We start from the raw sequence: 21,270 nt of genomic DNA on the forward strand, positions 1-21,270 counted from the left end.
AAGCTTATGGGTTCGGCGCACCCCGCGCAATCTCCGTTTTCCGCCCTTGCTCCGACTGTGGCGCCGTCGCCTCAGTCCTGCCTCCTTGGTAAAACCGCGGGGTCTTGCGGGCTTGGCCCATGTCCGCCAAAGTAGGGGTTTTGCAGTTCCGGATGCCGTTTACCGGAACAGGGGCGGAACTTTGACGCGCGGACCAAGTCTTATATAAGATATAAGACATACCCCCGCACACGGGTTTGTCTCCCCTACAATGACGAACGCGCAAAAACGCCAAAAAAATGCCGCCTGCGCTTGGGCAGATTAAGCCAGGCAAAACCACGGAGTCCATCATGCCGCACAACACCTTAGATACTCTCAAGAATTTCAAGATCGGCAATAAATCCTGTCAGTACTATTCGCTGCCGGCGCTGGGTAAATCCCTTGGCATTGATGTGCAGCGGCTGCCGGTTTCGGTCCGCATCGTGCTGGAATCCGTGCTGCGCAACTGTGACGGCAAGAAGGTCACCGAAGAACACGTCAAACAGCTTGCCAACTGGCAAGCCAACGCCCGCCGCGAAGATGAAATCCCCTTCGTCGTCGCCCGCGTGGTGCTGCAGGACTTCACCGGCGTGCCGCTGCTGGCCGACATCGCCGCCATGCGTTCGGTAGCCGACAAGATGGGCAAGAGCCCCAAGAGCATCGAACCGCTGGTGCCCGTGGACCTGGTGGTGGACCACTCGGTCATGATTGACTACTTCGGCACCAAGGACGCGCTGGACCTGAACATGAAGCTGGAATTCAAGCGCAACCAAGAGCGCTACCAGTTCATGAAGTGGGGCATGCAGGCGTTCGACACCTTCGGCGTCGTGCCCCCGGGCTTCGGCATCGTCCACCAGGTCAACCTGGAATACCTGGCGCGCGGCGTGCACCAGGACAAAAAGAACAATGTCTACTACCCCGATTCGCTGGTGGGCACCGACAGCCACACCACGATGATCAACGGCATCGGCGTGGTGGGCTGGGGCGTGGGCGGCATCGAAGCCGAGGCCGGCATGCTGGGCCAGCCCGTGTACTTCCTGACGCCTGACGTCGTTGGCGTCGAACTCAAGGGCCAGTTGCGCGGCGGCGTCACCGCCACCGACCTGGTGCTGACCATCACCGAAATGCTGCGCCGTGAAAAAGTGGTGGGCAAGTTCGTCGAATTCTGCGGCGAAGGCACCGCCAGCCTGACCGTGGCCGAACGCGCCACCATCGGCAACATGGCGCCTGAATACGGCGCCACCATGGGCTTCTTCCCGGTCGACGAACGCACCATCGACTACTTCCGCGGCACCGGACGCACGGAAGACGAGATCGCCGCCTTCGAAGCCTATTTCAAGGCACAGAAGATGTTCGGCATCCCGGCCGCCCAGGACATCAACTTCACCAAGCTGCTGACGCTGGACCTGTCCACCGTGGCCCCGTCGCTGGCCGGCCCGAAGCGCCCCCAGGACCGCATCGAAATCGGCAACGTCAAGAACACGTTCATTGACCTGTTCTCCAAGCCGGTTGCCGAAAACGGCTTCAACCAGCCGGCCGAAAAGCTGAACCAGACCTTCACCACCAGCACCGGCACGCAGATCAAGAACGGCGACATCCTGATCGCCGCCATTACGTCCTGCACCAACACGTCCAACCCCAATGTGCTGCTGGCCGCCGGCCTGCTGGCCAAGAAGGCCGTGGAAGCCGGGCTGAAAGTGCCCAAGCACATCAAGACCTCGCTGGCTCCTGGATCGCGCGTCGTCACCGACTACCTGACCAAGACCGGCCTGCTGCCCTACCTGGAAAAGCTGGGCTTCGACGTGGCGGCCTACGGCTGCACCACCTGCATCGGCAACGCGGGCGACCTGACGCCGGACCTGAACGAAGCCATCACCGGCAATGACCTGGTGTGTTCGGCCGTGCTGTCGGGCAACCGCAACTTCGAAGCGCGCATCCACCCGAACATCAAAGCCAACTTCCTGGCCTCGCCTCCGCTGGTCGTGGCCTATGCGCTGGCCGGCACCGTCACGCGCGACCTGATGACGGAACCCGTGGGCCGCGGCAAGAACGGCGACGTCTGGCTGGGCGACATCTGGCCGACCTCCGCCGAGGTCGAAGCGCTGATGAAGCATGCGCTGGACCCGAAGGTCTTCGAGGCCAACTACGGCCAGGTCAAAAGCAACCCGGGCAAGCTCTGGGAGAACATCAAGGGCGTCAGCGGCGACACCTATAACTGGCCGGATTCGACCTACATCGCCGAACCGCCCTTCTTCGAAGGCTTCGGCATGACGCCGGCCGCGATGCCCGCCGTCAAGGGCGCCCGCGCGCTGGGCGTGTTCGGCGACTCGGTCACGACCGACCACATCTCGCCCGCGGGCTCCATCAAGGAAACGTCGCCGGCCGGCAAGTGGCTGAAGGAAAACGGCGTGATGAAGGCCGATTTCAACAGCTACGGTTCGCGCCGCGGCAACCATGAAATCATGATGCGCGGCACCTTCGCCAACGTGCGCATCAAGAACCTGATGATCCCGTCGTTGCCGGACGGCAGCCGCTTCGAAGGCGGCGAAACCCTGTTCCAGCCCACTGGCGAACAGATGTCCATCTATGACGCGGCCATGAAGTACGTGGCGCAGGGCACCCCAACCGTCGTGTTCGGTGGCGAGGAGTACGGCACGGGCTCGTCGCGCGACTGGGCGGCCAAGGGCACGCAGTTGCTGGGCGTGAAGGCCGTGATCACCCGCAGCTTCGAACGCATCCACCGCAGCAACCTGGTGGGCATGGGTGTGCTGCCGCTGCAGTTCAAGGGCACCGACAGCGTGCAGTCGCTGGGCATCACCGGCGAAGAGACCTACGACATCTCGGGCCTGGAAAACGGCATCAAGCCGATGCAGGACGTGACGCTGACGATCACCCGCAAGGATGGTTCGAAGCAGGACGTGACGGTGCTGCTGCGTATCGACACGCCGATCGAGGTGGACTACTACCAGCACGGCGGCATTCTGCCCTTCGTGCTGCGCCAGTTGCTGGCGGCCTGAGCCCCTCGCGGCCTTCCAGGTTGAACAAAGCCCCGGAACCTTGCGGTTCCGGGGCTTTTTTTCATGCGCGCGGCGGCGGAGTCAGTCGTCGAACTGATACGCGTCCATCGCCAGCGCGCCGTAAGAGATCTCGTCGTTCAACCGCTTGGCGGACGCCCCGCCCGCCCCCAACGCCACGTACAGCGGCATCAGGTGGTCGTCATGCGGATGCGCTTGCATCGCGCCGGGCGCCTGTGCCTGCCAATCCAGCAGAGCCGGCACGTCGTGCTCGGCAAGCCGGCGCGCATACCAGTCCTGGAACGCCGGCACGTAAGGCAAGGCGGGCGCATTCTGCGGCATCCGGACGTGGCGCAGGTTGTGCGTCAAGGACCCCGACCCGATGATCAGGATGCCCTCGTCCCGCAGCGGCGCCAACGCGCGGCCCAGGGCCATCTGCCCGGCGGCGTCACGCCCCATGTCCAGCGACAACTGCACCACCGGCACGTCGACCTCGGGGTAAAGATAACGCAACGGCACCCAGGCGCCATGGTCCAGCGGCCGGCGCGGATCGCGGTCGGCGGTGATGCCGGATTGGGCCAGCAACGCCTGCACGCGAGCCGCCAGTTCGGGCGAGCCGGGCGCGGCGTACTGCAGCGTGTAGAGCTCGGGCGGAAAGCCGCCGAAGTCATGCCAGGCCACCTGCTGGTCACGCGTGGATAGCGCCAGCCCTTCGCCCATCCAGTGGGGCGACACCACCAGGATGCCGCGCGGCTTCTGGCCTTGCGCCAAGCTCCACGCCGTCAGCGCGGGGCCGGTCAGACCGGGTTCAACGGCCAGCATCGGCGAGCCGTGGGAAATAAAAAGCGTGGGCCACCGCATGACGGCGTCTCCAAAATAATGTCGATGGAAGCATTTTCGAACGTTTCGAATCAGCAATAAAGCCCCGCTCCAGGGATGATCTGTTGCCATATACGCATCAATAAACCGGCCCACCCGGATGAGCGGGCCCGCGGGACCAAGCCGCCGCGCCCCTGCCGGCCCGCGGGTCCGCCCCGAATGCCGACGCGCCGCGCGGGCGTTAAACTACGTCGTTACACACTTACTGGACGTCCCCCGAAGTTATGGCCCGATCCCGCAGCCAATCCGCTCCCCGCATGACCCGTGACGCGACCCGCCTGGTTGCGCTGGCCCAGGCGCTTAACCGCTCGGGCAGCCGCGTCGAAGACGTGTTCTGGGAGAACCAGCTTGGCGAAGCGATTCCCAAGCTGCTGAAGGCTGGGCAGGACGCCCCGCTGGAAGCGGCCCTGGACCACCTGGCGCAAAGCGACATAGGCGCCTACGAAGTCTTGATCGAACAGGCCGAAACCCTGTCCGAATCGATGAAGATCGAAAAGAACGGCGTTCGGTACGACGTGCTGCTGATCGTCGCGCCCATCGTCGCCTGGACCCGTTACGCGATCCCGACCGGTCCGGTCTCTGCCTCGGCCCAGCAGGCGCTGCTGGCGCAATTGCATGGCCATGTGCTGGCCAGCCAGACACGCACCGCGCTGATGCCCATGCTGGTCAGCGTCGACCAGATGCCGCGCACCTTCGGTGAAACCTGGCAATGGCTGCATCGGCTGGGTTCGCAGGCGCTGGGCGCGGAAACCACCAAGCCGGTCCTGAACACCGAGGCCGAAACCGCCAACATGCTGGCCGACACGCGCTACATCATCGGCGCCGTGGCCGTGCCGGAAAACGCGCCGATCTTCCGCTGGCAGGAACAAATGAGCGACGCCGAGGCCTCGCGCGACGCCTGCCAGCAACAATGGGCCGCGCAGGCGCAACCCACCCTGGCCGCGCTGCTGCCGGGTTGCGGCTTTGAAGCGCTGCTGCCTGACGCCTATTACGTCAGCAACCGCGAAGCCGACCGGCGCGTGCGGCCCTTGTCCCTGCGCGCGGCCGTCAGCTGGCTGGAAGGCGCGGTCAGCCTGGAAGCCTCGCAGTTGCGCGCGGTGGTCGCCGGCTGTGGCGAAAGCCGCATCGACGAATACCGCATCGGCTTCACGGCACGCAGCAGCAACGACGTCTACTACGGTTGCGTGTGGCCGTTGTACGGACGCGAAGAAGAACTGCCGTCCGACGAAGGCCAGCCCGACGTGGTCGACGACATCACGGCGTTGCTGAAGGAATACGGCGTCACCGAAGTGCGCCGTATCCCCGGCGTGCTGCCTGCCGAATACTGCGAAGACTGCGGCGCGCCCTACTTCCCGAATCCGCTGGGCGAACTGGTCCACGCCGAACTGCCCGAAGACGCCGAAGCGGCCCCCGCCAAGTTCCATTAAGCCGCCATGCAAGCAGACATCTTTTGCCGAGTCGTCGATAACTACGGCGACATCGGCGTCTGCTGGCGGCTGGCGCGCCGGCTGGCGCAAGGCCGCGGCTGGGATATCCGCCTGTGGGTGGATGACCTGGCCAGCTTTGCGCGCATCCAGCCCGGCATCGACGCCCAGGCGTCGCGGCAGCTGCTGGGCGCCGTGGACATCGTGCATTGGTCCGATACGCCCGACCCCGCCCTGACCGCGCGCGATGTCGTCATAGAAGCCTTTGCCTGCGATCCTCCACCGGCGTTCGTGGACAGCATGCGCCGCGTGCATCCCGCCTGGATCAACCTGGAATACCTAAGCGCCGAAGCCTGGGTGGAAAGCTGCCACGGCCTGCCCTCGCAGCGCCCCGACGGCCTGGTTAAGCACTTTTTCTTTCCCGGCTTCACAGCGGCCACGGGCGGCCTGCTGCGCGAACCCGGCTTGAGCGCCGAACGCGACGCCTGGCAGGCGTCGATAGACCTTCAAAACGGCTTCCTACAATCGCTGGGCGTGGACCCGGCCGTATTGTTGCGCCGCCGCGACGGCGCTCGCACGGTGTCCCTGTTTTGCTACCCCTCGGCGCCCACCGCTGCGCTTGTCCAGGCGCTGACCGCCGATGCCCGGCCCAGCGTGCTGCTCGTCCCCGAAGGCGTCGCGCCTGGGCTGGAAGTGGCCTGCGCCGGGCCCCAGGCCCCGCTTGTGGCGCGCCTGCCTTTCGTGGCGCAGCCGGATTTCGACCGCCTGCTGTGGTGCGCGGACCTGAACGTCGTGCGCGGCGAAGATTCCTTCATCCGCGCGGCCTGGGCGGGTAGACCGCTGGTCTGGCAGATATACCCGCAAGACGAAAACATCCATCTTGAAAAACTGGAAGCCTGGCTGGCCCGCTATCCGGCCCCGGAACCCGCGCAGGCGTTGATCCGCGCGTGGAACCAGCCGCAAACGGGCCAGACGGCCACGGCCGTCGCCCAAGCGCTGGCGCCTGCCGCCTGGCAGGCTTGGTCGGCCGCCGCCCGGGACTGGGATGCCAGCCAGGCGGTCCGACCGGATCTGGCCGAAAATCTGGCGGACTTTTGCGCAGACTTGGCCAAGAAACGTTAGAATAGAGAGTTTTCTGAGTCGCCCTGAATTTGTCGGGCCTCAACTATGACGCCTCCCGGGGTGTGCATGAAACCGCTGTCAGGGACTTTTGCCCCGGACCTTTCGCTCGTGATTTTTCGCGAAGGCGGCTTTTTGCAAGCACGGCGAGTGCACCCATCCCCCCGGAGTTTTATCGATGAAAACCGCTCAGGAATTGCGAGTCGGCAACGTGGTCATGGTCGGCAAGGATCCCCTCGTGGTCCAGAAAGCCGAATACAACAAGTCTGGCCGTAACGCTGCTGTTGTGAAGCTGAAGTTCAAGAACCTGTTGACCGCCTCGGCCAGCGAATCGGTCTACAAGGCCGACGAAAAGTTCGAAGTCGTCCAACTGGATCGCAAGGAGTGCACCTACTCCTACTTCGGCGACCCGATGTACGTCTTCATGGACGAAGAGTACAACCAGTACGAAATCGAAGCCGAAAGCATGGGCGACGCCCTGAACTACCTGGAAGAAGCGATGCCCGTGGAAGTGGTCTTCTACGACGGCCGCGCCATCTCGGTTGAACTGCCCACCACGCTCGTCCGCGAAATCACCTACACCGAACCCGCCGTCCGTGGCGATACGTCGGGCAAGGTCACGAAGCCGGCCAAGATCAACACCGGCTACGAACTGAACGTGCCGCTGTTCTGCGCTATCGGCGACAAGATCGAAATCGACACCCGCACGAACGAATACCGCAGCCGCGTCAACAACTGATCCGGCAAGGGCGCCCACGCCACGCGCGCCTCAGCCCCCACGGGGGCAATCCGTTGTCTTGGGACCGCCCTGCGCGACAAAAAAAGCCAGACCTTCCGGTCTGGCTTTTTTATGCCCAGCGTGTTGATGGCAACCCTTATTGCAGACGCTCGTCGTCCAGGAAGTCGGGCACGGCCATGACTTCGATGCCGTCATCCGCCAGCGCTTCGCGCTCTTCGGGCGTAGCCGTGCCGCGAATGGGGCGCTCGTCGGCATCGCCCTCGTGAATGCGGCGCGCCTCTTCCGCGAAACGCGGCCCCACGTTTTCGGTACTGCGCAGCAAGGCGCGCACCTGCTTCATCACCACGGCCTGCAAGGCGGCCATTTTCTCGGCGTCGGACGCGCCTGCCGGCACGGCGGGCGGCTGGGCCGGCGCATGCAGATGGGATACGTTCAGCCGCGGCGCGGACAGACGCTTGGTAATGCTGGCCGACCCGCAAACCGGGCACGTGACCAGGCCACGCGCCTGCTGCGCGTCATAGTCGTCGTGCGATCCGAACCAGCCTTCAAAAACGTGGCTGTGCTCGCACTGGAGGTCGAAAACTTTGAGAGCCATGGTTGCTATATGGGGTCCAGCAGCCAGAATACAAGAATCCGCGCACAAGGTGCGCCATCCCACCGCGTCAAGCGGGGATAAGGCGGCAGCCAATAAAAACGGGCCCGTAGGCCCGTCCTGGCGATCGGCGCCGGCTTACTTGCCGCGCTTGGCCGCCGGGCTGCCGTCGATTTGCGCCTGCTGAGCCTGCAACGAATCGATCTGGCGTTGCAGATCGCGCAGTTGCTGACGCACGTCCTTTTGCTGATCGGCCAATGCCGTGGCTTCCTGGCGCGATTGCTCCTGGCGTGCCGCAACCTGCTCTTCCTGCTGCATGCGCAGCGTGCGGTCGGCCTGCAAGGTGCTGAGCTGGGCGCTGCGGCTGGCCAGCAGCTTCTCGGCGTTCGCGTATTCGGCTTGCAGCTTGATCCGCTTGATGTCCACTTCGGCCAGGTCGGCCGATTGCGCGGCGAACGCGCGATACGTGGATTCAGCCTGCTTTTCCGACAGGGTCTTGAGCACGCGCCAGAAGTCCTTTTGTTGGAACAAGGCGACGTAATAGGTCAGATCGTCGGGCTTGAACAGCAGGCTGGCGCCATACGTGCCGTTATAAGCCGTGCGCAGTTCCGAGACTTGGCGGCTCTGGATCAGGCCCTGCAATTCCGCCACGGTGGACGACGGACGCGCGGCGGCGGCCGGCGCAGCCGCGGGCGGCGGGGTGACGGGCGTGGACGCGGCGGGCTTGTCCTCGACCTGCTTAACCGTGGGCCGCGGCGCTTCGGATTGCGCGCTGGCGCAAGCCGCCAGGCCGGACAGTGCCGTACCTAACAGCGCCATGCGAGTGGCGGCACGGATAAATTGGACGTTCATGCCTTCCCCAAAAAAATCGTTGCGGAACTATAGCAATTTATTTCGCTCGCGGCAGACTCACTTACATTCGTCGCAAGCAAACTTGTGGCCCCCTACGGGCCTTTCCCTATTGCACGATCAGGATGCCTCGACAATCCCCTCCGCCGTTTCGCCCTGGCCGCCCCCCAGATGCAGTTTTCGCATTTTTTCCCAGAGCACCTTGCGGCTGATGCCCAAGGTATTGGCGGTGTCCTGGCGACGCCAGCCATTGACGTCCAGCGCAGCCAGAATACGGGCGCGCTCGGCGCGCTCGGCATCGGTGAAGACGGGCGGTTCGCACAGCGTGCTGGCCCCGCCCAGGGAACCCGCGGCGCGCAGCGGCTCGCCGATCTGATCGAATATGCGTTCAATGCGCGCCTGGTCCCAACTCTTGAACTGCCGCCGCATGATCGCCACGCGTTCCGCCACATTGGACAGTTCGCGCACGTTTCCCGCGTAGCGGGTGCGCGCCATGCGATCCAGCAGCCAGTCCGGCAGGTCGCCCTCGACGCCCAGCCGCTCCAGCAACGCGCGGAAAATGGCGATTTTCTCTTCCGGCCCGCGCTGCTCCAGGTTCGGAATGCGTAGCTCGATCACCGCCAGGCGGTAGTACAAGTCTGCCCGGAACTCGTCCTGGCCCACCAGCATCCGCAGATCCTTGTTGGTGGCCGCCACCAGCCGGAAATCCACCGGGATCTCCACGCTGGAGCCCAGGCGCGTGACGGCGCTTTGCTCCAGCACCCGCAGCAGCTTGACTTGCTGATACAGCGGCAAATCGCCGATTTCGTCCAGGAACAGCGTGCCGCCGTTCGCCTGTTCGAAATAGCCCTTGTGCGCGCCGACCGCGCCGGTGAAGGCGCCCTTCGCGTGGCCAAAGAAATGCGCTTCGAACAGGCCCTCCGGAATGGCGCCGCAATTGACGGCCACGAAAGGCCCGTCCGACCATTGCGCCCGGTCGTGCAACAGCCGGGCGATACGTTCCTTGCCCACGCCCGTTTCGCCGTGGATCAGCGCATTGCTGCGGCAGTCTGCGAACATCTCGGCTTCCGCCAGCAACGCGCGCATCGGCTCGGACACGGCGATCAAGGGCTGTTCGCGTTTGGGCGCGGTGCGGTTGAAGTGATCCAGCGTGCCCAGTAATTCGAATAGCAGCTTGCGCAGGTCTGCTGTCGTGAAGGCCAGCGGCAGGGTGTAGGAATATTCAGGAGGGTAGTAGCGCGAATCGCGCCCGCGGGCCTCTGCCGCCACCCAGATCACCGGCATGGCCTGCACCGCCAGCCAGTCGTAGCCGCTGAAGCGGTTGTCGCCCATGACCGATACGGAGACCAAGGCCACGGCGGGGCGCGTCGGGTCTCGCGGCGGGGGAAACGCGGTGCCCGCGTCCGCACGCACCAGCGACACGTCCATGCCGGCCAGGCAACGCTCTGCCCGGGAGGCAATATCGGAGGTGCCCTCCCACACATACACGTCGAACTCGTCGCGGGCGAATTTCTGGGTCATGGCTGGTACGCCAAGGAAACGGCGAAAATCACGGGCATCATCATCAGTACACCAAACGGGGCTGGCCGCAATCCACTGACAGCAGCGAGACATCGGTCTGGCCGACGCTCAGGCCAAGCAGGTTGAGCAATTGCTGCAGCAGACCCGACAGCGGCGCCAAGACAGGCTGCAACAGGTTCACGACAATAGAAAGTACGCCGCTGACCTGTGAACCGCCGCTAAGCGCCATCGCGGCCACCGAGTTGATGCGGCACTGCCGGACAGCGCTTGGGGTAATGCCCAAGGCGCACGCGACGTCATTCAAGGGGGCCACCAGCAATGAATTCAGGACATTGCCGACCAGTTGCAGCGTGCCGCCGAGCACGCCGGTCAGGCCTCCCGTCGACAGACGGGCGCTTAACTGGTTCAGCGCGGTCGTCGACCACTGCAGATTGTTGACCACCTGAGAAATGGAATTGCCGGCGCTGTTACCGCCGCCCCCGACCAGATTCGTCGCCAACGCCGTGCGTTCGGCCGTCGTCAGGGGCGTGCCGTTGTCGAACAGGTTACCCAGGATGCCGCCAATCAGCGCATCCGACAGATTGGATGCCAGCGCGCCCAGGTTGACGGATGTGGCGTTGACGGTTTGTGTCGACGGGCTACCGGGAGGTTCGGTCAGCGTCACCGACACCGGCGCGGCCGAATTGAAAATCGGCAACGTGACTTTGGCCGTCAGCGGCAGAATGCCCAGCACATTCAACACCTGATGGCGCTGGATGGCAGCAAACGCGTCGGGTCTGCAGCTGTTGGTCAGCGACTGAAAGTGGGCGGCCAACTGATCCGCATTGTTCGCCATGCCCGGAAACGTCCCCAAGCATATGTTTGCCACCGACGACGTCACGGCGATCGTAGCCTGCGACTCCGTCAAGGGGGCCTGGCACAGATTCGTCAACGTGCCGGTCGATTGGGCCAGGTCGATGATGATGGGCAAGTCCACCCTGGTGCCCAGCGTATTGGCCAAAAGCGGCCCAACCAGCGGGATATTGCTGGTATTCACGCGCAGATACACGCGGATGCCGGCGCTGGTCGCCTGGGTGCCGATGCCGCCGACGGCCAGCGTGGGCGGATCCACCACGCGTACCCGGGCGTCCACGCCCAGCAGCGGCACGCTGAGGCCCAAATTAATGAGGTTCTCTCCGTTAGCGATGACAAGCGCCGTCTCAAGCAGATTCAACGCATTGACGTTCGCCGCCAAGGCGCCCGTGGCGTCTGCACCCACGACCGACAGATTCAGCACCCCGCCATCTCCGAACAGTTTGACGGGCAGGTTCAGCGGCATCACGGCCAGCACCGTATTGATGGCGTTGTTGAGCAGGCCGACGCCGGCCTCGGCGGTACCGCTCTGATTGACCACCGTCAACGTGGCGTTCAACAATTGGCCCAGCGTCAGGTTGTTGACCGCAGCCAGTTCCGCAGGGGTGCCCACGCCCGTCGCCACGGACAGGGGCAGTCCCAGCGCTTTCAACAACCCCGAAGGCGTGATGTTGACGGTGGCCAGGCCTGCCGCATCCAGCACATCCAATTGCGCCGGCGTCGCCCCGGCGGAGGCCAACAGTTGCGACAGCAGCCCACCCCGCTCCAGGCGCAGCAGGCGCGACCCCACCATGAACGCCGCGACCGGCTGGGTGTTGGCGGCCACGGCGGTGGTCGTGACCAGCGTGCCGCTGTCCGCGCCGCCCGAAAAGCTGGGGACAATGCGGGTCAGCCGTTTGCGCACGGTTACGCGCACGGCGTTGAATGGCTGCCCGCCGACGGCATCGAAGACATGCATCCCGGAGGCGTCGGCCCGGCTTGAGTCCCATACTTTGCATTCGACGGTGACGTCGGCGGCCGTGAAGGCCTGAAAAAAGCCGGGCAGGTTCGCCAGTGCCGACGTCCGGCCGGCAGTGCCCGCTCGCGCGCAGTCCGCCGCGGCGCCCATGCCCAGCACCTGCACCGCCGACAACGCCGCCAAGTCCGCCCCCTTCTGCATTTCGCGCTTCATGTAGAAGCTGTAGGACAAGTGCGCGACCCCGAGCAGCACCAGCCCCACCAGCACCGCGAACACGACAGCCACGGTGATGCTGCCGCGCTGGCGCGGCAAGGAACGGGAGCGTAAGGGGACGGCTGGCATCGTCTGGCGGCTGCGGATCGTGTCCGCGCCTTAGTTGGTGTTCTTGGTTTCCACCCGCTTCTGGAACCATTCCGGAATGGGATGCCGGAAGCTGTCCACGTAACGGGTCCAGGCAGCGGACGAGACCGGCCCCAGTATCGGCAGCGCGCCACCGGCGCGTCGGCCGTCGGCCTGGGCCGCCAGCAAGCCCCGCGTCACGTCGCCTACGCCTTCCTGTACCGGGGCGGCGGCAGGTTGCACCGCCGCGGGCGCGCCCGTTTGCGCGGCCACGGGCGCGGGCGTCGCGGCATCCGCCTGCGGCATCGACGTCTGTACCTGCTGCACCACGGGTCGGTTCGGCAAAGCCGCTGCCGCCGGCGGCGCGGATTGCGGCGCGCCCCCCGCTGCCCCGCTGCCCGACATGTTTCCGGTCAGCGGCGCGTTCGACTGGGCCTGGACGGCCAGGGGGGCAAGCGCGGCCAACGCCAGCGCCATGGTGAACGAACGGATCAATCGAGGCTGAGACATAACAGGCTTCCTGAACACGGAGTTAACGCACGATGGGCCCATTGCCCAGGCCTTCCATCAACGGACTCATCATTGGCGCTACCGCGCCGTCGCCGCTGGACACACGTGTGGGCGCGCCGCCAGCCGCCGCTGCCGGCAGGGAAGCCGGCACGCGATGCCCGCGTATTTCGGAGGCCAGACGCAGCACCTGGCCGCGCGCCTCCTCGCCAAGCTGCGCCCGGTCCATCAATTGCTGGGCCTTGGCCGCGTCGCCCTCCACCAGCAGCAGCACCGCCATATTGGCCAGCACCTTGCCGTTCTCCGGCGCCAGCTCGGCCGCCTGGCCCAGCGGCACCCGCGCGCCATCCACATCGCCGGCGCGCAACCGCGCGTAGCCAAGATCGCCAAGGAACCGCGCGTTCATAGGCGCCAGCTTGGCCGCGCGAGAAAAATAATCCACCGCTTGATCGAATTGACCGCGGCCGCCCGCGATAAGGCCCAGGCCATGCCACCCGTCAGCCGCCTGGCCGCCGCCGGTCAACGCACGATAGGCTTGTTCGCTTAGCGCGGTCTGGCCCGTTTGGCGCAGGGCATCCGCTCGCATCACGGCCAGCCGGCTGTCGTTGCCGAATTTCTGCTGGTAGGCCTCGATATACGCCAGCGAAGCGAAATAACGGTCCTGGCGCTGCGCCTCGGCAATCAGAGAGAGCATCATCTCTGGTTCCTTGGGCCGCCCGCGGGCCGCCGCCTCGTCCTCTTTCTGACGGGCAAGCGCCTGATCCTGTTGCTGTTGCTGCATCAACTGCCAGGCAGTTTCCGCACTGTTGGTCTTGCATCCGCTCAAGCCCGCGGCCGTGGACAACACCGCGGCGAAAACGGTCCAGTGCAATGCGCCCTGCCGACTTCCCATAGCGCCCGCCATCACGTCCCCCCCATGCGCGACATCGCGCGTATCACCGCTATAAATCCCGATCCGCCGGTGACAATCAACAGCGCGGGCAGCAAGGTCACGATCATGACGCCCGTCATCTTGACGGTGGTCTTGCCGACTTTTTCTTTCAATTCAAGGCGCCGCGAATCTCGCAGCCTTTCGCCGAAGCGGTTCAGCGGCTCTTGCACCGCGCCGCCGTGCTGGTCAACCTGCGCGATCAGGCGGCAGATGGCGGACAGATCATCGTTGTCGAACCCAGCGGCCAGCCGCGCCAGCGATTGCTCACGGGTGCGGCCACGCACGTACAGTTCGGAAGCCAGGCGCAATTCCTGCGCCAGCACCGGCAGCACCTGCCCAAACTCGGTCACCAGCACCTGCATGCTCTGATCGATCGACAGGCCAACGCCCTGCAGCAAACGCAGCAAGTCGATCAACAGCGGCAGTTCGTCCGCGGCCATCCGGCGGCGTTTGGCCACGCGCCGCCGCACGAACCACTTGGGCAGCATGTATCCGACCGCAAAACCCAGAAAAGCCGCGACCAGCATTCCCGACAAGGATTCGACGTAGTGGTAACGGAGACCCAGCATCACCGCGGCGATGGGCAGCAGGATCGCCAAGCCGAACCGGAACGCGACGAACCTCGACCGTGCCGTCGCCGCATCGGCGTAACCGGCAATATCCACGAGCTTGCGGTCCTCGGCGGCCAACAAGGCTTCCGCGAATCGGCCCTCGCTCAGGCGCTTGCCGAACGAATCGGCCGCCCGCGTGGCGGCCGCGAATCTGCCCTGCCCGTCTTGCGCGGGCAACGCCGACGCCGCCACCCCGCCCATCTGGCGCGATGCCAACGCATGGTCCACCACCTGGCGGGTTCTGCTTTGGCCGCGCAGCCGGCGCACAAGTCCCACGCCCAGCACCAACATGGCCAACGCGATCAGCAACAACCCCATCGCCAGGACGGACGAGACGCTCCACGAGTTCAGAATATCCATCTCGCCGCTCCCATCAAATGGACTTGGCCATGCGGTACAGCCAATAACTGCCGACGATCTGCAGGAGAACCGCGGTCACCAGCATCTTGAATCCGGCCGGATCACGCCACAGATTCATGAAAAGATCGTTGTTGGTCAGCATGATGAAGCCGCCAATGCCCACCGGCAGCAGCGCCAGCACCCAGGCAGACAAGCGGATCTCGGCGGAACTTGCCGACAGTTCATTGCGTGCCTGCGCCACGTCGCGCATGAAGGCGGCCATGCGCTCAAGCACCTGGTCGCTGCGGCCGCCGAACCGCATTGCCAGCGACACCACGGCGGCAACCATGTACAGCTCTTTCAACCCATACAGGCGGGACACATGCACCAGGGCCGCGTCCAATTCCTTGGCGGAACGGCTGAGGCTGGCCGCCATTTCCACGACCTCGCGCAACGGTTCATCGGTCGTGGCCGACGCCGTCTGGAACGCGGCGCCCATGCTGTTGCCGATCGTGATCAGGCGGACGATGTTGTCCAGGAACGCCGGCAGTTGCGAGATCATCCGGCGCTGGCGCTTGTCGGCGCGTAGCCACAACAGGAAGTATTCCAGGATGGCCACGAGCAGCAGCGTCACGATGCCGGACAAGACGCCCAATGTCAGCCACGCCAGCACTGCCAGGCCCACTAGCGGCACCGTCAGCCGCACATAAAGCCCCGCGCTTTGGCGCACGCCCGCCAGCAGCAGCAAGCGATCCCATCCCGGAAGGCCGCTGCGCACCGCCCGCGCGCTTTCGAAAATCGGCACGGGCCTGGACGATGGGTCGCGCCCCCGGTTCAGCTGGTTTTCCAGGAAGGAGGAACTTGCCGCCCGGCGGGCGCCGCTGTCGGCATGACGCCACAGCAGTACCGCGCCGATCGCCAGCACCAAGGCCAGGCCTCCTAGCACCAGGGCTTGCATCATCAGCGCCTCCGGCTCCAGAATCCGCCGCCGTCGGTGTCGCCCGGCGCGGTATCGTTGGCGCGCGCTTCGGTACGCATCTTGGCAAGCTTGGGGGTGTGGGGGTGGATACCCAGCCACTGCCACCGGTCCTTCTCTTCGCCCTCGGGGGTCGTGAAGGTTTCGTGGCGATAAAGTTCCTGCGTGGAGATCACGCTATCGCCCATGCCGGTGACCTCGGTCACGGACAGCACGCGGCGCTTACCGTTGGACAGCCGTCCGATCTGCACGATGAAGTCCAGCGCGCTGGCGATCTGCCTGCGCAAGCTGTCCTCGCTTCCCTGAAACCCCGCGAAGCCGGCCAGCATCTCGATCCGATACAGGCATTCGCGCGGGGAGTTCGCGTGAATGGTCGCCATGGATCCTTCGTGGCCCGTGTTCATCGCCTGCAGCATGTCCATGACTTCGGCGCCGCGCACTTCGCCCACCACGACGCGATCGGGCCGCATCCGAAGACTATTGCGGATCAGCTCGCGAATACTGACCGCGCCGCTGCCGTCGAAACCGCCCTGGCGCGATTCCAGCCGCACCACGTGCGGATGGTTCAGCGACAGTTCCGCGGTGTCTTCCACGGTGACCACGCGTTCCGTTTCCGGAATGAAGAACGCCAGCGCATTGAGCAGCGACGTCTTGCCGGAGCTGGTGCCGCCTGACACCAGCACATTGCAGCGATTCTTGACCGCTTCATGCAGCAACCGGTAGATCTCTTCGTCGAATGACCCCAGGGTCAGCAGATCCGCGGGCTTGAGCGGGTCTTGGCGAAACTTGCGGATCGACACCATCGGGCCATCGACGGCCAGCGGCTCGATCACCACGTTCAAACGGCCGCCGTCGGGCAGCCGGGCATCCACCATGGGGCTGGATTCGTCCAGTCGGCGGCCGATCGGCGCCAGGATACGCCGCACGATGCGCAGCACATGCTGATTGTCGGTGAAGCGCAACGTCTCGCGGGCCAGCACGCCGCGGCGCGACACGAACACGTTGTCGTAACCGTTGATCAGAATGTCTTCGACCGCAGGATCGGCCAACAAGTCCTCCAGCGGCCCCAAGCCGGCCAACTCCTTGGTCAGGGCCGCCGCGATCTGCCGCATTTCGCTTTCGTTGATCGGCACCCTGCGCAGGCGCACAAAACTTGCGACCTCTATATCGACGAATTCCTGGATCGCGGACCGCGCCCACCGGCCGAACTCCGCGCCCAATTCCTCGATACGCGAGAGCAGGTGCTCGTATGCCGCCGTCTTCACTTCCTGGAAGCGGTTCGACGCCGAGAACCCCTTATCACCATCACCGCCAAACTCTATCGTCGCTGTCATGATCATGTCGGCTTCCGTTGCAGTCCTTGCGTCGTTCCGTTAACCGACGACCATACGGCGATGCACGCCGGGCAGCCAGGTGGCCAACCAACTTGCCCGCCCACCGGGCGCGCGCTCTTCCGCCCCCAGCTTTTCCACCAGCGCCTGCACCGCGCGCACATAGATATCGCGCTCGGCGTCCTCGTGCAGCAAATGACCCTGGTTCGTGCACACCATCAAGGCCAGCGTGCGGTCCGGCAAGGTGCCCACCAGCTCAAGCTGGAAGCGCTCGGCGATCTGCTGCGCGGTCATGCCATAGCGTTCGTCGTACCGGTTGACGATCAAGCCCAGGCTGCGGCGGTCCACATGCAGTTGCTCAAGCTCTTGCAGCAAGCCGGCCAGCGAAACCAGGGCGCCGACGCTTTGATCGGTCACGATCCAGTTCTGCTCCGACGCGCGCGCCAGGCCGGCCACGAATTCCGGATTCGTGAAGCCGCCCGAATCGGCGATCACAATGCCAAAATGCTGGCGCATGCGTTCGAACACCAGCAGCGAATCGGCTTGCGAGACATCGCGCATCAGGCCTAGATCGCGCGGCAGCGACAAGACGCTGAGGCCGTTGGCCGTATGCGGCATGGCCGAAGCCAGCAACGTGGGATCCAGACGGCGCAGGTTGCGCGCCGCCTCCGAAAAATCGAACTCCCCGCCGATGTTCAGGTACAGCTGGCAATCGCCCACGGGCCAGCCCAAATCCATCAGCGCGACGCGGCTGGACAGAGGCAGCGAAGCGCCCGGCTCGGCCGCTGCGGCCTTGGCGCCTTTCCCGCCATTGGCCATGGCCCGCGCCCCGTGCGCCTGTTTCAGCCGGTCTTGGGCCATATGGGCCAGATGCACGGCCAAGGTGCTGGCGCCCACCCCGGGGCGCGCGCCAAGCAGCAAGACGCTGCGCCGCGACCCGTCCGCGCGTCCGCCGTCCGCTTGCGCGTCCATCAGCCGCAGCACGATATCCTTGATTTCCTGCGGCGCGACCGTGGGGTCGACAAAATCGCTGACGCCCGCGCGAAGCGCGGCAATAGCGCCTTCAGGCTGACTCAACAGGCCCACCGCGACGCGTGGCAGCGTGGGGGCAATGCGCGCCAGCAGACGCGCCAACTCAGCGGACTTGAACAGCTTTCCGGGTTCGTCTTCGCTAAGCGTGAAATCCAGGAACACCACCTGCGGCGAAATTTCCGCCAGGCGTCGTGCCAGTTCTTCGGTGCTCGGAGACTCCTGGGTCAGCATTCCCATGTCGCCCAGCGCGTGCCCCAGTTGCACCGCGACATCGGCCCCCTTTGAACAGAACAAAAACCGCTTGCTGTTTTGCAGGCCTACCCACTCGCTTGCATGTGTCTTCATATTATTCACCGCGAAAAGCCCGGCATTTGCTGGCCGCTCAGGGGGCCCGTCAGGTAGTAACCCCAAGCGTTGAAGCCGGTATCGGCACGCTCTTGCTTTTCCCCCGGCAATGGCAGATTCACCCCGCGTGCGATGGGGCGAACCAGGCGCGGCGTCACGATGATGACCAATTCGGTTTCATCTTGCGAGTAGTCGACGCCACGGAAGAAGGCGCCGATGATCGGCAGGTCGCCCAGCAAGGGCACCTTGCTGACCATCGCCTTGGTCTGACGCGACACCAAGCCGCTGATCACGAAGCTCTCGCCATCGCCCAATTCGACGGTCGTGTCGGCGCGGCGCGTGCGCAACGCCGGGATGAACGAAACAACATCCGCGCCGTTGCTCAGACGGATGCCGTTGTTGTAGTCCAGTTCGCTGGCCTCGGGGGCCACCTTCAGCGAAATGCGGTCGCGCGACAGCACCGTGGGCGTGACGGTCAACCCGATGCCGAAAGGCTTGAACGTGACCGACACCGTCCCCAGCCCGCCGGCTTCGGGAATCGGCAGTTCACCGCCTGCCAAAAAGCTGGCGCTTTGCCCGGTCATGGCCACCAGCGTAGGTTCGGCCAGCACCCGCGCCATGCCATTGGTCTGCAGCAGGCGCAGATTGGCCGAGAAATTCTTGGTGTCGTAGAACAACGAGAAGCCCGATGCCACCGTGTCGATGGCCGACGGAATCAGGTTGCTACTCGCGCCCCACGGACCACTGCCGCCGGCGCTCCAGTTGATGCCGATATCTTTCATCACCGAACGCGACACCTCGACGACCTTGACCTCGACCTGCACAATGCCGCCCGTGCCGGCGGAAGACACGTCGACGACGTTCTTTTCCCCCCCCACCGCGGACGCCGCGATGGCGGCCGAGGCCACCTGCCCCATCGGGGTCTCGGCATGGCCGGACACGACGGCCCGGTCCCCCGCGATGTCCACATTGGCGCCGCCAGCGATGCCGCGCGTGGCCAGCGCGCTCTGGACGCTGCCGCCCACGCGCAGGTTCCACACCTGCGGAGCCGTGTTGTTGCCGCTCCATATCTGCAACTGGGTCGTGCCCGCCTTCTTGCCATAGATGAGTATGGAGCCCGCGCGCTTGCCCGAAGCCGGCAGCACTTTCACGTCAGCCACGTCAGGATCGCCGATCGCGATGCGAGACGGAGCGGCGCCGTCCAGCAGCAATGTCTGCTGTCCTTTAACCGACAAAGCAAGATCGCGCGCTGGCGCTGGCGCATTTGAACTGTTCGCGGGCGCCGAAGTTTGTGCCACGGCGGGATTGCCGCAGGACATCGCCGCTGCCGCCGACAGCACGCAGATCAGGGTGGTGCGCTGGTGTTTCGTCATTGTGCTGAAACTAGTCATAAGAAAAAGTCCGGTCACGCGCGGCATGACGCGGCGCGTGACCACATCAATACCGCACACGCTCGGATTTATCGCCGCGCAAGATCTCCACTGTCCTGCCGCCGCCCCCACTGGAAATCGCCCCGCGCACGGGTGCGGTGGGGGCACGCGCGGCAGTCGTCGTTCCATCAAGCTGAACCAGGCTTTCGCCGGCGAACGCGCGGTTCGGTCCCTGCTTGAGCGCTTCGCGCTGTTCCGGCGTCAAGTCCGCGCGCGTTGGCAACACCGTGCCGCGCTGCGCGAACAACTGCGTATCGGGCACGCTGTCGTCGTTCAACGGACGCAGCGCCAATTGCAGGCGGCCCGAACGGCTGGCCAGGATCAGTTCATTCACGTGCGCTATCGGCACGGCCAGCACGGCGGTCTTGGCGGGCTGGCCCGGCTGGGCCGGCGCGCCCAGCTGCGCCACCGCGTTTTTCTCGGGTCCGTCCACGGAATCCTTGCCATACGCCAACACGCGTACTCGGGCTTGCAGTAGCCGCGACTGGCCGCCAGGCACTTCCTGGCCCTTATCGATCATGAAAAACACGTCCACCCAATCACCAGGCGCGACACGGTTGCCGCCGCCGATCACTTCGTCCACCGCGATCGCCACGGCGCGCTCGCCCACCTTCAACTGGCGCGCAAGCCCCTGCGCCAGCAAGCTGGGCAGGATCGGGTCGCCCGCGGCGATATCGACCTTCGTGACGGCGCCTTCCAATGCGGCGACGGCGTTGTATCCGCCGGACAGCGGCGCTTGCCATTCGTCCACCCGCAACATGCCTTCGCTATTGATGCTGGATCCGGCCGGAATCGCCGCTTTGGCCACGACGACCGGATAGCGCTTGACCGGCGCGTCGGCCACCGGCGCGGAGGGCGCGGGCGCGACGCTTGCCGCCGGACTCGCGGGCGCGGACGCCAGCCGCCAAGCGACGAAGGCCAGGACGAGGCCCGCCACCAACAACACGCCTGCAAGGATTTTGCTCAAACTGCTCATGGTGTCCCCTGCGATATCTGAACAACGGCTTGCGAATGCAATCGGGTAGGAATCCAGTTCGGCCCCATTCCCGGCAAAGTGGTGATCAGGCGCTGCAGGGTGGCCAGCAACGGCCAGGATTGGGTGTTGTAGGTCAACCCGACGGTGGCGCAATTGGCTTGCTGCCCCCCGGAGCCGCTCCAGGCGCACGGTGTGCTGGTCGTCACGCAGACGACCGCGGAGCCCGAAGAAAATGCGCTCATCGCGGCCGAGCACGCTGCCGCCGACACATTCGGCTGACCGTTGAAGCGGGCGAACACCGCCGCGCGGGCGCCATCTGTGGCGGCCGACGCCAATTGCTGTTGCATCCAGAACAGCACCGCGAAGCTGAGCACGCCGCAGATGAACATCAGCAGCATGATCAAGGTCAACGAAAATTCCAGCGCCGCGATGCCACGCTGGCGGCGGCGTCGGGAGCCGCCGTCACGGTGCCGAAAGGTGGCGTCCAT

The 21,270-nt window shown here is 65.0% G+C and carries 18 protein-coding genes; 4 read left to right on the top strand and 14 right to left on the bottom strand.

All coding sequences use genetic code 11. The features are described from left to right. Positions 1 to 329 precede the first annotated feature (329 nt). Complete coding sequence (gene acnA / locus ACI0FO_RS08915; RefSeq protein WP_416025925.1) at positions 330 to 3,035, top strand: aconitate hydratase AcnA; 2,706 nt, start codon at positions 330 to 332, stop codon at positions 3,033 to 3,035. Positions 3,036 to 3,116: 81 nt separating this feature from the next. On the opposite strand, the gene ACI0FO_RS08920 is transcribed toward acnA, so the two are convergent. After that, entirely contained in the window at positions 3,117 to 3,893 is a 777-nt protein-coding gene (locus ACI0FO_RS08920; protein WP_416025927.1) for a DODA-type extradiol aromatic ring-opening family dioxygenase, read from the bottom strand. A gap of 242 nt (positions 3,894 to 4,135) precedes the next feature. Here ACI0FO_RS08920 and ACI0FO_RS08925 point away from each other — a divergent pair, with 242 nt between their 5' ends. The 3 genes from ACI0FO_RS08925 (at position 4,136) to efp (ending at position 7,193) form a co-directional block, all read left to right on the top strand. Continuing rightward, positions 4,136 to 5,338 (top strand): DUF2863 family protein, encoded by a 1,203-nt coding sequence (locus ACI0FO_RS08925; protein ID WP_416025929.1) that lies wholly within the window; start codon positions 4,136 to 4,138, stop codon positions 5,336 to 5,338. 6 nt (positions 5,339 to 5,344) lie between these two features. After that, complete coding sequence (earP, locus tag ACI0FO_RS08930) at positions 5,345 to 6,457, top strand: elongation factor P maturation arginine rhamnosyltransferase EarP (RefSeq protein ID WP_416025930.1); 1,113 nt, start codon at positions 5,345 to 5,347, stop codon at positions 6,455 to 6,457. Positions 6,458 to 6,632: 175 nt separating this feature from the next. Beyond that, positions 6,633 to 7,193: an elongation factor P gene (gene efp / locus ACI0FO_RS08935; protein WP_006225610.1), complete on the top strand. Its 561-nt coding sequence runs from the start codon at positions 6,633 to 6,635 to the stop codon at positions 7,191 to 7,193. Positions 7,194 to 7,329: 136 nt separating this feature from the next. Here the strand turns inward: efp and ACI0FO_RS08940 are convergent, their stop codons facing one another. The 13 genes from ACI0FO_RS08940 to ACI0FO_RS09000 all read right to left on the bottom strand — a co-directional run bounded on the left by ACI0FO_RS08940 (position 7,330) and on the right by ACI0FO_RS09000 (position 21,270). Continuing rightward, positions 7,330 to 7,788 (bottom strand): DUF1178 family protein, encoded by a 459-nt coding sequence (locus ACI0FO_RS08940; protein WP_416025933.1) that lies wholly within the window; start codon positions 7,786 to 7,788, stop codon positions 7,330 to 7,332. A gap of 135 nt (positions 7,789 to 7,923) precedes the next feature. Continuing rightward, positions 7,924 to 8,637 carry a DUF2968 domain-containing protein gene (locus tag ACI0FO_RS08945; RefSeq protein WP_416025934.1) on the bottom strand — a complete coding sequence of 238 codons (714 nt, stop codon included), beginning with the start codon at positions 8,635 to 8,637 and terminating at the stop codon, positions 7,924 to 7,926. 117 nt (positions 8,638 to 8,754) lie between these two features. Continuing rightward, a complete protein-coding gene (locus ACI0FO_RS08950; RefSeq protein ID WP_416025935.1) occupies positions 8,755 to 10,155 on the bottom strand; it encodes a sigma 54-interacting transcriptional regulator in 1,401 nt (466 codons plus the stop codon). Positions 10,156 to 10,198: 43 nt separating this feature from the next. Further along, entirely contained in the window at positions 10,199 to 12,307 is a 2,109-nt protein-coding gene (locus tag ACI0FO_RS08955) for a pilus assembly protein TadG-related protein (RefSeq protein WP_416025936.1), read from the bottom strand. Positions 12,308 to 12,337: 30 nt separating this feature from the next. Next, positions 12,338 to 12,814, bottom strand: a complete 477-nt coding sequence (locus ACI0FO_RS08960; RefSeq protein WP_416025938.1) for a DUF3613 domain-containing protein — start codon at positions 12,812 to 12,814, stop codon at positions 12,338 to 12,340. A gap of 22 nt (positions 12,815 to 12,836) precedes the next feature. Further along, positions 12,837 to 13,715, bottom strand: coding sequence for a tetratricopeptide repeat protein (locus tag ACI0FO_RS08965; RefSeq protein ID WP_416026593.1), 879 nt, complete (start codon positions 13,713 to 13,715; stop codon positions 12,837 to 12,839). Continuing rightward, positions 13,715 to 14,713 (bottom strand): type II secretion system F family protein, encoded by a 999-nt coding sequence (locus ACI0FO_RS08970; protein WP_416025940.1) that lies wholly within the window; start codon positions 14,711 to 14,713, stop codon positions 13,715 to 13,717. Before ACI0FO_RS08970 ends, ACI0FO_RS08965 begins: the two co-directional genes overlap by 1 nt. Before the next feature lie 13 nt (positions 14,714 to 14,726). Continuing rightward, a complete protein-coding gene (locus ACI0FO_RS08975) occupies positions 14,727 to 15,653 on the bottom strand; it encodes a type II secretion system F family protein (RefSeq protein ID WP_416025942.1) in 927 nt (308 codons plus the stop codon). After that, positions 15,653 to 17,008: a CpaF family protein gene (locus tag ACI0FO_RS08980; RefSeq protein ID WP_416025944.1), complete on the bottom strand. Its 1,356-nt coding sequence runs from the start codon at positions 17,006 to 17,008 to the stop codon at positions 15,653 to 15,655. The genes ACI0FO_RS08975 and ACI0FO_RS08980 overlap by 1 nt, the downstream gene beginning before the upstream one ends. Before the next feature lie 33 nt (positions 17,009 to 17,041). Next, positions 17,042 to 18,385, bottom strand: coding sequence for a pilus assembly protein CpaE (locus tag ACI0FO_RS08985; protein WP_416025946.1), 1,344 nt, complete (start codon positions 18,383 to 18,385; stop codon positions 17,042 to 17,044). Beyond that, complete coding sequence (locus ACI0FO_RS08990; RefSeq protein ID WP_416026595.1) at positions 18,382 to 19,749, bottom strand: type II and III secretion system protein family protein; 1,368 nt, start codon at positions 19,747 to 19,749, stop codon at positions 18,382 to 18,384. The genes ACI0FO_RS08985 and ACI0FO_RS08990 overlap by 4 nt, the downstream gene beginning before the upstream one ends. Before the next feature lie 64 nt (positions 19,750 to 19,813). Further along, positions 19,814 to 20,782 carry a Flp pilus assembly protein CpaB gene (gene cpaB, locus ACI0FO_RS08995; RefSeq protein WP_416025948.1) on the bottom strand — a complete coding sequence of 323 codons (969 nt, stop codon included), beginning with the start codon at positions 20,780 to 20,782 and terminating at the stop codon, positions 19,814 to 19,816. Continuing rightward, positions 20,779 to 21,270 (bottom strand): TadE/TadG family type IV pilus assembly protein, encoded by a 492-nt coding sequence (locus ACI0FO_RS09000; RefSeq protein WP_416025950.1) that lies wholly within the window; start codon positions 21,268 to 21,270, stop codon positions 20,779 to 20,781. Before ACI0FO_RS09000 ends, cpaB begins: the two co-directional genes overlap by 4 nt.

It is taken from the genome of Achromobacter marplatensis, assembly GCF_049060505.1.
GTDB lineage: Bacteria > Pseudomonadota > Gammaproteobacteria > Burkholderiales > Burkholderiaceae_B > Achromobacter > Achromobacter marplatensis_A.

Coding starts and splice junctions, on each gene's coding strand:
- ACI0FO_RS08955 (WP_416025936.1), bottom strand. CDS start 12,307: ATGCCAGCCGTCCCCTTACGCTCCCGTTCCTTGCCGCGCCAGCGCGGC.
- ACI0FO_RS09000 (WP_416025950.1), bottom strand. CDS start 21,270: ATGGACGCCACCTTTCGGCACCGTGACGGCGGCTCCCGACGCCGCCGC.
- ACI0FO_RS08950 (WP_416025935.1), bottom strand. CDS start 10,155: ATGACCCAGAAATTCGCCCGCGACGAGTTCGACGTGTATGTGTGGGAG.
- ACI0FO_RS08960 (WP_416025938.1), bottom strand. CDS start 12,814: ATGTCTCAGCCTCGATTGATCCGTTCGTTCACCATGGCGCTGGCGTTG.
- ACI0FO_RS08975 (WP_416025942.1), bottom strand. CDS start 15,653: ATGATGCAAGCCCTGGTGCTAGGAGGCCTGGCCTTGGTGCTGGCGATC.
- efp (WP_006225610.1), top strand. CDS start 6,633: ATGAAAACCGCTCAGGAATTGCGAGTCGGCAACGTGGTCATGGTCGGC.
- acnA (WP_416025925.1), top strand. CDS start 330: ATGCCGCACAACACCTTAGATACTCTCAAGAATTTCAAGATCGGCAAT.
- ACI0FO_RS08990 (WP_416026595.1), bottom strand. CDS start 19,749: ATGACGAAACACCAGCGCACCACCCTGATCTGCGTGCTGTCGGCGGCA.
- earP (WP_416025930.1), top strand. CDS start 5,345: ATGCAAGCAGACATCTTTTGCCGAGTCGTCGATAACTACGGCGACATC.
- ACI0FO_RS08940 (WP_416025933.1), bottom strand. CDS start 7,788: ATGGCTCTCAAAGTTTTCGACCTCCAGTGCGAGCACAGCCACGTTTTT.
- ACI0FO_RS08945 (WP_416025934.1), bottom strand. CDS start 8,637: ATGAACGTCCAATTTATCCGTGCCGCCACTCGCATGGCGCTGTTAGGT.
- ACI0FO_RS08965 (WP_416026593.1), bottom strand. CDS start 13,715: ATGGCGGGCGCTATGGGAAGTCGGCAGGGCGCATTGCACTGGACCGTT.
- cpaB (WP_416025948.1), bottom strand. CDS start 20,782: ATGAGCAGTTTGAGCAAAATCCTTGCAGGCGTGTTGTTGGTGGCGGGC.
- ACI0FO_RS08925 (WP_416025929.1), top strand. CDS start 4,136: ATGGCCCGATCCCGCAGCCAATCCGCTCCCCGCATGACCCGTGACGCG.
- ACI0FO_RS08970 (WP_416025940.1), bottom strand. CDS start 14,713: ATGGATATTCTGAACTCGTGGAGCGTCTCGTCCGTCCTGGCGATGGGG.
- ACI0FO_RS08980 (WP_416025944.1), bottom strand. CDS start 17,008: ATGATCATGACAGCGACGATAGAGTTTGGCGGTGATGGTGATAAGGGG.
- ACI0FO_RS08920 (WP_416025927.1), bottom strand. CDS start 3,893: ATGCGGTGGCCCACGCTTTTTATTTCCCACGGCTCGCCGATGCTGGCC.